The following is an 11,062-nucleotide window of genomic DNA, read 5'->3' as shown; positions in this document are numbered from 1 at the left end:
GACGGTCTACAAGCCAGCGCTTACCCCCTGCCCACTTAAGGAATGGAGCTGGAACATACTGATTAGCCAAACCCATATCCCCCTGAAGGCTATTGCCTTTGGCTACTCATTATCCGAATCGCGCTAGCGATTACAAGGGTTGGATGAGATAGATTGAACCGCCCCGACGTAATCCTTCAACGTATGATTTCCTAATTATAGGCGATCACGTAAATTGCCCTTTCCTACATTATCCAAATAGGTTCAAAATCATTCCGATTCATTCCAAGTGATTCGGGAGATGGAGCTATGGGGCGTGATGCGGCGCTGGATTCGCGGGGGAAATCGGGGGAGACGGGCGGCGTGGGTGATGGTGCCATCCCCGCTGCGACTAGCGGGCAAGCCCGCAAGTCTCGCTGCCCCTCCCGCAAGCGGGAGGGGATTAAAGAGGGGCGGGAGGGGCTTAAGAATGCCAATCCCTTCATGCCCGGGCTGCGCGTGCGCTCCGACGGGTGGACGGCGGCGCGAACGCGGGTGTTTCTGGCCACGCTCGGGCGTACGGGGTGCATCACCGATGCAGCGAGGATTGCGGGGGTCAGTACGACTTCGGTCAATCGATCGCGCGCGCTGTTTGCGCCGTTCGACAAGGCGTGCGGCGAGGCGATCGCGCGGGCGCTGCGCGGGCTGGAGGCGGTCGCTTACGAGCGCGCGGTCGAGGGGCGCGAGATGGTCATCCTTCGCGGCGGCAAGGAGGTCGAGCGGCGGATCGTGCCGTCGGACTCGCTGCTGGGGCTGCTGCTGAAGCGCGGCGACCTGAAGGGCGGAAAGGATGTGCATCTGACGGCAGAGGAGGCCGCGGCCTATGAACTGCCCGCGGCGGTGCGGCACCGTTTCCTGTCGGTCGACGAGTTTTACCGCGGCATCACCTTCGACGGGCGCGCGGGCGGCAAGGTGCAGCGGCCGACCTCCGAAGAGACCGACGCGGCGATCATCGCGCGGCTCGCGATCCTGCGCAAGCAGCGCGGATGGGGGCCGACATTGTGCGACGAATGCCGGGGGGCGATCGGCGACGATCAGGCGGCGCGACCCCGCCCTAGCGGTTCAGCGCCGCGTCGATCGTCGTGAAGATGCCCGCGAGGCTGAGACCGAGCATCTGGAAGGCGATGAGGCACGCGAGCGAAATCAGCGCCGCGATCAGGCCATATTCGATGGCGGTCGCGGCGCGTTCGTCGGCGATCAGTCTGATCCTGGTCATGGGATTATGCTCCTGGTCCGTCCCTTGGTTCCTGCAGGCGGCGTAAGTGCCTATGCTGCAAACATTATTGGGGAACGGGGTTAACGCGCGGTCAGCTTTCGGGCGATGCGCGGGCGAAAGGATTCGGTGCTTCGGGGGAATGTGCGGTATCTGTCGGGGCGGGGCGCATCGATCTGTCATCGCGTGAGGGGCGCTGGTTGATGAAGAATGTCTGGGAAGTCTGGACCGCGGCGCTCGATGCGGCCGAATGCGATGACATCGTCGCGAAGGCCGCGACCTATCCCGCGAAAGCCGCGACGGTCGGGGTCGACAATCCGAACCGGGTCGAGAAGGGGCTGCGCGAATCGACGATCCGCTGGATCCCGCCGCAACGCGAGCCACGCCTCGTCCAGCGGATCATGGGCTTCGTCAAAGCCGCGAACCGGAGCTTCGGTTTCGATATCGCCGGGCTGTTCGACATCCAGTTCACCGAATATCACGGTAGCCGCAACGACAAATATGACTGGCACCACGACGTCCGGCTGAAAGGCCCGATGGCCTATGACCGGAAGTTGTCGGTCGTCATCCAGTTGTCGCCGCGCGAGGCTTATGAGGGCGGCGCGTTCGAATTTGCGACGGCGGCGCATCCGGGCGCGGCGTTCGAGCCGCGCGGCAGCGTGCTGATCTTCCCCTCGTTCCTGCAGCACCGGGTGCTGCCCGTGACGAGCGGCATCCGGCACAGCCTGGTGACATGGGTCGAGGGGCCGCAGTGGCGGTGAGGCGCTGCGGCGGCTCGCGCTATCCCGCGGCGATGTCGGCGGCGGGATAATCCTCGTCGGCCGAGGGGCAACTGCCCTGCTTCATGATGCCGGGCCGGCCGGGTTCGAACCATTGCGCCGACTGGAAATCCTCGCCATAGCCGACGCCGTCGTAGATGCAGACTTCGGGTTTCGACCCGTCGGGGGCGATTACGACGGCCCAGTTGTAACGATCCTCGGCGCGCTTCGCGCCGCCCCACGCGAGGATGCGGCCGCCGTCGACGCGGACGATCGGCAGGCCGAGCCCGTCATCCTCGAATACGACCGCGGCGCGCTGCTTCGCATCGGGGACCGCGGCGGCGATCGCGGCCTTGACCGCGGGATGATCGAGGAAGCGGTGGCCGTTCACGACGTCGAACGGATATTTGCCGACGTAGAGCGAAAGGTCGACGGGCGCACGCCCGACATCCTCGACGCCGACGGGACCGCCTGGCGCGGTCCCGGTCCCGCTCTTCACGACATCGGCCTGCTCGGCGGACGCACTGGCGGCCTGTCCGCACGCCGAAAGGGCGAGGAGGGCGGCGCCTGCGAAAGCGGCAATCTTCATGGAATGTCCTTTTTTCTGAATGGGCTGGTTGGCTGATCGGGGATTTCCCCCGCCGCGGTCAATAGAGGATATGGCTGGACCAGGGGATGCGTTCGCAGCGGGCCGCGGGGTCGGCGGTCTTGGCCGCGAGCGCCGCGCGCAGCGCGGGAAGCGCCGCCACCGCCTCGCGCAGGGCGGCGATGTCGATGGTACCGCTCGCAAGATCCTTCGAGCCGCCGAGCCGGTCCGACGGGTGAACAAGCGTCCATCCGAGGCTGTCATAGCCGTCGGCATAGGCGAGGAGGTCGCCGAGCGGCAGTTCGCCATGGCCGTTCTTCAGGTCGTGGCTGCCATAGGGAAAAACGACGGTCGACAGCGCGGTGCTGCCGATGATGCCATATGGCTTGACCGGAAAGGGGCGCTGCATGCGGATCCACGCGACCTCGGGAAGGTCGGCGTCGATGCCGACGCGCAGCTTGACCTCGATCTCGCGCGGTTCGATCGCCGGCTGGTCCGTTTCCTCCCAAATATAGGAGAGATCGATTTCGAGCGGACGCCGCGGACGCGACGGGTCGTAACCGGTGGCGTTCCAGTGCATGAAGTCGCCGGCGTCGGGTTTGCCCGCGTCGGTGTAAAGCCGCGTCAGGCGTATCGAACCGCCGGCAAGCTTCTGTTCGACAGTGCAGTCGAGGCGCCAGTTCTCCACGACCGGGGACCGTTCGTAGGGCGGGGGCGGCTCCAGCGGCGGCCGGCGCGCCTCGGCGACGCCGGGAAGGAGCAAGAGCAGCGAGGCAAATCCCGCGGCATGACGCAGTCCCATCCTCTTCCTTCCTTCAGCGCAGGTCGCCGGTGAGATACCAGCAATTTTTCTTGTATTCGAAGATATAGGCTCCCGCCTGCGCGTCGCGGTCGGCACCCTCGACCCCGGCGAACGGCAAGCCGCCGCGCCAGTCGACGCGATATGTCGTGTCGCCGAGACGGGTCGTCATGACCTGACGGTTGGGCGTGTCGCGCGGCGCGGCGATCCCCTCGCGGCTGAAACGAAGGTCGCGCGAGGTGATGCGGAACTGCCCGAGATAGCGTTGCCGGTCGACGAGGTCGCCGGGGCCGGCCGGATCGGCAAGCTTGCCCACGCGCACCGTGAAATCGGTCAATATCACCTGTTCGAGCCAGCCCCCCGAGGTCGTCGAATGGACATACCAATCGAGGAACGCTGCGAAATCATCGACGTCGCACGCGGCGGCGCGCAGCCGGTCGACCTCGTCGAGCGGGGTGAAGTCCGAACCGGTCGCGGCGACGCCGGTTTCGGCAGCGGCGGCCGGCAGCGGCGCAAACAGGGCGATCCACAGGAGCGCCGGCATGGCGGGAAATTTACGCACGATCACCTTCATCCCTTTGAAATCGGTTGCGCATCTATTCCGCAGTCGCGGTCACGACGCGGTGATCGCGGTCACAGGACGACGATCAGCCCGCGGTGGCCGCCAGGCGCACCGCCTTCGGGGTGAAGGTGCGGACGCGGTTGCGGCCGGTCCGCTTGGCTTCGTAGAGCGCCTGGTCGGCGTCGTGCAGGAGTACCGAGAGCGTGGTGCCGGGGGCGCCGGTCGCGAGGCCGATGCTCATTGTCGGGCAGAGCCGCGCGGGGATACGGTCGGCGCAGGCGGCGTGGAGCCCGGTGCGGACGGTCTCGGCAAGCTGGCGCGCCGCCTCGATCCCCGCGCCGGGGACGAGCAGCGCGAACTCCTCGCCGCCGATCCGCCCCGCGACCATCTCTTCGGGCCCGACGGCCAGCACATGTGCGCCGAACGCGGCGATGATCGCGTCGCCGACGGCATGGCCGTGATTGTCGTTGATCGACTTGAAATGGTCGAGGTCGGCGATCATCAGCGCGACCGGGCGATCGGTATCGAGGCAGCGGCGCAGCGCCGCGCCCGCCTGCGCTTCGAACCCGCGGCGGTTGAGCAGGCCCGAGAGATCGTCGTCGCCCGCCTGACGGCGCAATTCGCTGATCTGGTCGACTGCGACCGCGACCATCAGGCTGATCGCGGCGAGGATCGACACCATCGCCTGGCTGAACTGGACGGTGGTCCAGTAGACCGACTGCTGGAAGCCGACATAATTGTCGAAGCCGCCGCCGAGCGACAGGAGTATGATCGGCCGGACGATCAGGTTGAGCGCCGACAGCGCGGCGACCCAGAACAGCGCGCGGTCGATGATATAGGGCTTTTCGATCGGCCAGAGCGCACGCACGACCATGATCGCGATGATGCCGGCGCCGATGCTGATCGACAGGATGCGCGCGGCGATGCTCGGCTGGCCGAGCAGGAACCAGAGGAAGATGGTGATCGACACCGTGACGGTCGCCGCCATCGCGCGCCAGGGCACCGGCAGGCCATAGCGTTTGACGATCGCGGCGGCGAACAGGACGCCGGTGAGAAGGAAGCCGAAATTGGCGGGGAGCCGCTGCAATTCCATCGGCAGCACCGGGCCGACGTCCTGGATCAGGAACGAAATCGCCGATGCGGTATAGGCGCCCGCCGCATAGGCGACATAGCGTTCGCGGCGGTTCAGCCACAGCAGGAAAAAGGCGGTAGCGAACAGCAGGCCGATGCCCGGATTGAGTAGCGAAATGAAAAATTGTCCGTTCAAACCATCGCTTCCTGCGTCCCGGACCGGGAGGATAGCCGGCGATGGATAACGGGTCGTTACTTTTCCGGGAGTTAAGTCACGGTTACCGCGATCTGTGCACCGGTCAGGCGCTGCCGCGCACGACGAGATGGACGGGGATGCGCGTGCCGCTGCGCGTGCGTTCGTCATCCTCGAGCGCCATCGCGACGAGCGCCTCGCCGGCGGCGTCGAGATCGGGTTCGAGCGTGGTGAGCGCGGGATCGGCGAGGGTGCCGGCGCGGATGCCGTCGAAGCCGATCAGCGCGACATCGTCGGGAACGCGGCGTCCCGCTTCCCTGAGTCCCTGCAGCACGCCGAGCGCGAGCATGTCGCTGGCCGCGAAGATCGCGTCGGTTTCGGGATGTCCGGCGAGCAGCGCCTGCACCGCGGCGACGCCCTGCGCGTGGCGGTCGGCGGCGGCGGGCGGTTCGGCAACGACCGGGGCAATACCATGTGCCGCGAGCGCGGCGACAAAGCCGTCGCGGCGCTCGTCGAACTGGCGCTGCGGCGATTGCTGCGGCCCGACGAAGGCGATGTGACGGCGGCCGGTCGCAACCAGATGCTCGGCGGCGAGCTGGCCGCCGATGTCATTCTCGCTGCGCATCCAGTGGAACGGGCTGCCGGGGCTGCCCCAGCAGACGAAATCGAGCCCCGACGATTGTGCCTGTGCGAAATAGTCCCATGCCGCGCGGTTGCTGGTCGTGCCGATGACGATCATCGCATCGGCGAGCCCCGAGGCAACGAAATCGGCACGGAAATTGGCCTCGCTCTCCTGAAACGAGACGAGCAGGTTGAAGCCGCGCGCCGACGTGGCGGCGGCGATGCTGCCGAGCAACGCGAAATAGAAGGGGTTGATCGCGCTGCGATCCTCGCCCGGGCGGCAGATGGTGACCAGCGCGATCGTCTCGCTGCTTTTCAGGCGCAGCGACGAGGCGTGGCGGTCGACGACATAGCCAAGCTCGCGCGCGGCGGCGGAGACGCGCGCGCGCGTTTCGGCGTTGACGCCGGGGCTGTTGCGCAAGGCACGCGATACGGTCGATTGCGACACGCCGGCACGCTCGGCGACATCGAACGAAGTGGGACGCAGCATCTTTCCGTTCACCCTGGCTTCTCCCCCTTGCGCCGTCTCTCGTCGCGAGGGCGGGGCTTGTCAATGTCGGCGGCAGCTTCCGCCATTCGTCATGCCGGACTTGATCCGGCATCCATTCGCGCGCCGTGGACCCCGGATCAAGTCGAACGAGCCACGTGTCCCGTTCGAGGGTGACGAAGATTGGTGAGGCAAGCTCAAAGCCCGTCCAATGCGAGCAGCGCAAAGCTCGCGAGCCAATGTTCGCCCATATAGTCGCCGGTGATGTGCGGCAGCGCGGCATCGAGATGGCGCCGCGCGGCGGCCTCGGCGACGGGCGCGACCGGATGCGCCGGGCCGATCGCGGCGGCGACGGCGCGCCAGCTCCACGCGCGGCTGAGATTGAGGCCGTCGAGATGTGCGATCTTGCCGTCGCTGCGGTCGGAGACGGTGGCGGGGGTAAAGAGCGTCGCGGGCTGCTGCGCCGCGGCGCGGGGAAGGAAGGCGTCGAACCAGCCGGTGAAATCGCTGCCAAGGACGACCGCCATCAGATGCGCCTCGGTCAGCGCCGACGAGAGGAATTCGTCGCCGCCGGGCTCCCACGCCTGACAGTCGCGGTCGCCGCCGAACCAGTCGCGGACGCGCGCGTCGATCAGGGCGACGAGCGCGGGGTCGCGGGTCCCGGCCCAGTGGCGGGCGAGGAGGAGCGCGAAGGCGATGTTGAAATGGGTGCCAACGCGCAGCGGGTAGGTGAGCTTGGGCAGGAAGGCGTGGAAGCGCGCGGCGAAGGCGGCGGCGAGCGGTTCGAGCGCGGCCGCCCATGGCGCGTCGTGGCGTTCGGTCTCGGCGTGGAGCGCCAGGAGCCAGGCCCAGCCATAAGGCCGCTCGAAGCCTGCGGCATGGGGGCGTTCGAGATAGGCGATTTCGCCGGCGACCTTCCCGGGCACGAGCATGTCGTCGGCGCGGGCGCCGATGTCGGCGGCGATGGGGAGGTCGGGGAAACGACGCGCAAGGCGCAGCACCTGCCACCAGCCATGGACGCAGCTGTGCCAGTCGAAGCTGCCGTGGAAGATCGGGTGATGTTCGCGCGGAGGCTTTGCATCCTCGGGGCCGTTCAGCACGAGATCCATCTTGTACGGATATTCGCGCCCGAGGTGCGACAGGGTCGCGGTGGCGAAGCGGTTGGCGTGTTCGGGGGTGAGGTGGGTCATTCCATATCCTGCGGTCGTCATTGCGAGCGAAGCGAAGCAATCCAGAGCGGTTTGCGCCTGCGCTGGATTGCCGCGTCGCTTCGCTCCTCGCAATGACGATTAAAAGGCGAAGAGGTAGATGAAGAGGATGTTGACCGCGAGCAACGGCAGCGCGGTGCCGACCTGCGCCCTGATCACGCCATAGGGGTTCTTGAGTTCGAGCAGGGCGGCGGGGACGAGGTTGAAGTTCGCCGCCATCGGGGTCATCAGCGTGCCGCAGAAACCCGCGAGCATGCCGATCGCCGCGACGACCGCGGGGTCGCCGTCATATTGCTTGATGAGCAAAGGCATGCCGACCGCGGCGAGCATCACCGGGAAGGCGGCGAAGGCATTGCCCATCACCATCGTGAACAGCGCCATGCCGAGCCCGAAGGCGAGCGTCGCGCCGAACAGGCTGCCCTCGGGGATCGTGGTGCCGATAAGGTCGCCGACGACTTCGCCGACGCCCGCGAGCGCAAACACGGCGCCGAGGCTGGCGAGCATCTGCGGCAGGATTGCCGCCCAGCCGACCGCATCGAGTAGGCGGCGCCCCTGCTGGAGCGGCAGCAGCGGCGGCGGTTTGAGCCGCGCCATGCCGACCGCGAGTGCGATGAGGACGCCGATGGCGAGCGAGATCAGCGTCGCCTGTTTGGGGTCCGCGAGGCCGGGGACCCATTTGAACAGGAAGGTGCCCGCGAGCGCGACCGCGGGGATGATCAGCGCGACGAGGAGCAGGAAGGGGCCGTGTTTTGCGGCGCGTTCGGCCTGGAGGTCGGCGGGGACGTCGCCGCCGGGCGCGCGGCCGATCTGGCCGGTGCCGGCAATCGCGACCAATGCGAGGACGAGCAGGCCGTTGCCGAAATCGCCGAGCGTGTCGCCGAGCAGCATCGATACCGCGAGGAGGCCCCAGAAGGCGGCGTTGCCGAAACGCTTGGGATTGCTGCGGTCATAAAGCCCGAGCAGCGCGAACAGCGCGAAGGTGAGGCCCGCGAGGACATAGACGAAGTCGAGCGTAATCATGCGCTCGCCCCCTGTTTCTTCATCCGCTGTTCGAGGCGGCGGAGGCGGAAGGCGTGGATGACGAAGGCGGCGATCGCGGTCGGGATCGCCCAGAGCGAGAAGTGCAGCGGCTCGATCTGGTAGCCATAGCCTTCGAGCACGCCCTTCATCAGCAGGATCGAGCCGATCGCGAGGAAGATGTCTTCGCCGAAAAAGAGGCCGATATTGTCGGTGGCGGCGGAAAAGGCCTTCACCTCTTCGCGCTGATCGTCGGAGAGCGCTTCGTTTTTCGCTTCGGCCGCGGCTTCGGCCATCGGGGCGACGAGCGGGCGAACGGTCTGCGGATGGCCCGCGACCGAGGTGAGGCCGACCGCCGACAGCGCCTGGCGCAGCAGGAGATAGCCGGTGAGCAGCCGCCCGAGCGTCGCGCCTTTCATGCGGCCGATCAGCGTCCGGGCATGTTGTTGCAGGCCGTAAGCTTCGAGCAGCCCGATGACGGGAAGCACGATCCAGATGATCGAGACATAGCGCGTGTCGTTGAACGCCTTGCCGAAGGCCGCGACGATCGCGGCGACGTCGAGCCCCGCGGCGAGCCCCGTCGCGAGCGCCGAGACCATGATGACGAGCAACGGATTGAAGCGGAGCATGAAGCCCGCGATGATGATGAGGATGCCGATCAGGACGAGCATGACCGGTCTCCGTTCCCCGTGTCGTCCCCGCGAGGGGTAGACCGCGCTATCGCCAAATTATCTCTCCCCCGCGTCCCCGTAACCGCCGCCGCCCGGTGTTTCGATCACGAAGGCGTCGCCGGCGGCAAGCTCGGCGCTGCCGGTGGCGGCGAGCATCTCGGTCGAGCCGTCGGCGCGCTCGACCCAGTTGCGGCCGGGGGCAGCGTCGGCGCCGCCCGCGAGACCGGCGGGCGCGACCTGGCGCCGGTTCGCGAGGATGTTCGCGGCCATCGGCTCGCGGAAACGGATGCGGCGGGTCGCGCCGTCGCCGCCGTGCCATCGGCCCGCGCCGCCCGAGCCTTTGCGGATCGCGAATTGTTCGACGATGACGGGGAAGCGCGTCTCCATCACTTCGGGGTCGGTCATGCGGCTGTTGGTCATATGCGTCTGGATAACGCTGGTGCCGTTAAAGCCGGGGCCGGCGCCCGAGCCGCCGGCGATCGTCTCATAATATTGACAGGCTTCGTTGCCGAAGGTGAAATTGTTCATCGTACCCTGTGCGGGCGCCATCGCGCCGAAAGCGGCGAACAGCGTATCGGTGATGACCTGGCTCGTCTCGACATTGCCCGCAACGACAGCAGCGGGCCAGGCTGGCGACAGCATCGAATTGTCGGGGACGATCAGGGTGACGGGGGCGAGGCAGCCCTCGTTCATCGGGATCGGATCGTCGAGCATCGTGCGCAGCACGTAAAGCACGGCGGCGCGGACGACGGGCGTCGGCGCGTTGAAATTGTCGGGGAGCGTCGCCGACGAGCCGGTGAAGTCGATGGTCACGTGGCGGGCCTTGCGGTCGACTTTCACCGCGACGGCGACCTTGGCGCCATTGTCCATCGCGTAGGTGAAGGCGCCGTCGTCGAGGCGCGCGATGAGCTGGCGCACCGCCGCTTCGGCCTGTCGCTGGCCGTGGACCATATAGGCGGCGACGGTTTTTACGCCGTGCGCGGCCGAGAGGTCGGCGAGCGCGCTGGCGCCGCGCTGGCAGGCGGCGACCTGTGCTTTCAGGTCGGCGATGTTGAGCGCGGGGTTTCGCGCCGGCCAGTCGCCGGTGACCAGATGCGCGTGGACGTCGGCATCGAGGAAATTTCCGTCGTCGACGATCAGCCTGTTGTCGAAGAGGATGCCTTCGTCGTCGATGCTGCGGCTGCCCGGCGGCATCGAGCCGGGCGCGATCCCCCCGAGGTCGGCGTGGTGGCCGCGCGCGGCGACAAAGAAGTCCGGCGTATCGCCTCCCCCGTCTTTTTTGGCGACGAACACCGGCATGATCACGGTGATGTCGGGGAGGTGGGTGCCGCCGTCATAGGGCGCGTTGAGCGCATAGGCGTCGCCGCGCCGGATGCCGCGGCCGTCGCCCGTCCGTTGGCGCAGGATGGTGCGGACGCTTTCGCCCATCGACCCCAGGTGGACGGGCATGTGCGGGGCGTTGGCGACGAGGCTGCCGCTGCCATCGAAGATCGCGCAGGAGAAGTCGAGCCGCTCGCGGATGTTGATCGACGAGGCGCTGTGCTGGAGTGCGCCGCCCATTTCCTCGGCGATCGCCATGAACAGGCTGTTGAAGATTTCGAGGCGGATCGGGTCGGGAGTGGTCAGGTCGTCGCTCGCGACGATTTGTGTTCCGGCCGCGCGCGTGCGGGCGAGGAGCAATGTGCCCTCGCTTTGGACCTCGGCGCGCCAGCCGGGCTCGACGATCGTCGTCGAAAGCGCGTCGATAATGATCGCGGGGCCGGCGATGGTGCGGTCGGGGGCGAGGGCGCTGCGTTGGTGAAGCGGGGCCCGATGCTCGGCGCCCGCGAGCCATGCAGTGACGATTTCGGGTTCGGGT

At 67.2% G+C, this 11,062-nt stretch carries 12 protein-coding genes; 2 read left to right on the top strand and 10 right to left on the bottom strand.

The window, feature by feature from the left end; all coding sequences use genetic code 11:
- Window positions 1-462: 462 nt before the first annotated feature.
- Window positions 463-1,104: a hypothetical protein gene (locus tag VGD20_RS02335; protein ID WP_331132913.1), complete on the top strand. Its 642-nt coding sequence runs from the start codon at window positions 463-465 to the stop codon at window positions 1,102-1,104.
- Here the strand turns inward: VGD20_RS02335 and VGD20_RS02330 are convergent.
- Window positions 1,073-1,234, bottom strand: coding sequence for a Flp family type IVb pilin (locus VGD20_RS02330; protein ID WP_331132912.1), 162 nt, complete (start codon window positions 1,232-1,234; stop codon window positions 1,073-1,075). The two genes, VGD20_RS02335 and VGD20_RS02330, sit on opposite strands and share 32 nt — an antisense overlap.
- Before the next feature lie 200 nt (window positions 1,235-1,434).
- Here VGD20_RS02330 and VGD20_RS02325 point away from each other — a divergent pair, with 200 nt between their 5' ends.
- On the top strand, window positions 1,435-1,992 hold the full coding sequence (locus VGD20_RS02325; protein WP_331132911.1) for a 2OG-Fe(II) oxygenase: 558 nt from the start codon (window positions 1,435-1,437) through the stop codon (window positions 1,990-1,992).
- Between the two features lie 19 nt (window positions 1,993-2,011).
- On the opposite strand, the gene VGD20_RS02320 is transcribed toward VGD20_RS02325, so the two are convergent.
- From VGD20_RS02320 to VGD20_RS02280, 9 genes are all read right to left on the bottom strand, one after another.
- A complete protein-coding gene (locus VGD20_RS02320) occupies window positions 2,012-2,578 on the bottom strand; it encodes a hypothetical protein (protein ID WP_331132910.1) in 567 nt (188 codons plus the stop codon).
- Between the two features lie 58 nt (window positions 2,579-2,636).
- Complete coding sequence (locus tag VGD20_RS02315; RefSeq protein ID WP_331132909.1) at window positions 2,637-3,377, bottom strand: hypothetical protein; 741 nt, start codon at window positions 3,375-3,377, stop codon at window positions 2,637-2,639.
- A 13-nt stretch (window positions 3,378-3,390) separates the two neighbouring features.
- A complete protein-coding gene (locus tag VGD20_RS02310; protein ID WP_331132908.1) occupies window positions 3,391-3,936 on the bottom strand; it encodes a hypothetical protein in 546 nt (181 codons plus the stop codon).
- An 85-nt stretch (window positions 3,937-4,021) separates the two neighbouring features.
- Window positions 4,022-5,203, bottom strand: a complete 1,182-nt coding sequence (locus VGD20_RS02305) for a GGDEF domain-containing protein (RefSeq protein ID WP_331132907.1) — start codon at window positions 5,201-5,203, stop codon at window positions 4,022-4,024.
- Window positions 5,204-5,306: 103 nt separating this feature from the next.
- Window positions 5,307-6,311, bottom strand: coding sequence for a LacI family DNA-binding transcriptional regulator (locus tag VGD20_RS02300; RefSeq protein WP_331132906.1), 1,005 nt, complete (start codon window positions 6,309-6,311; stop codon window positions 5,307-5,309).
- 194 nt (window positions 6,312-6,505) lie between these two features.
- On the bottom strand, window positions 6,506-7,498 hold the full coding sequence (locus VGD20_RS02295; RefSeq protein WP_331132905.1) for a DUF2891 domain-containing protein: 993 nt from the start codon (window positions 7,496-7,498) through the stop codon (window positions 6,506-6,508).
- 99 nt (window positions 7,499-7,597) lie between these two features.
- Entirely contained in the window at window positions 7,598-8,536 is a 939-nt protein-coding gene (locus tag VGD20_RS02290) for a DUF979 domain-containing protein (RefSeq protein WP_331132904.1), read from the bottom strand.
- The gene (locus VGD20_RS02285) at window positions 8,533-9,204 is read right to left on the bottom strand and encodes a DUF969 domain-containing protein (RefSeq protein WP_331132903.1); all 672 of its coding nucleotides are present in this window, start codon (window positions 9,202-9,204) and stop codon (window positions 8,533-8,535) included. Before VGD20_RS02285 ends, VGD20_RS02290 begins: the two co-directional genes overlap by 4 nt.
- Window positions 9,205-9,261: 57 nt before the next feature.
- Window positions 9,262-11,062: hydantoinase B/oxoprolinase family protein (locus tag VGD20_RS02280; RefSeq protein WP_331132902.1), on the bottom strand; the 1,801-nt coding region annotated here is incomplete at its 5' end.

The organism is Sphingopyxis sp., assembly GCF_036402335.1.
In the GTDB taxonomy this organism is placed as follows: domain Bacteria; phylum Pseudomonadota; class Alphaproteobacteria; order Sphingomonadales; family Sphingomonadaceae; genus Sphingopyxis.
This window is presented reverse-complemented; position numbering and strand designations above follow the sequence as displayed.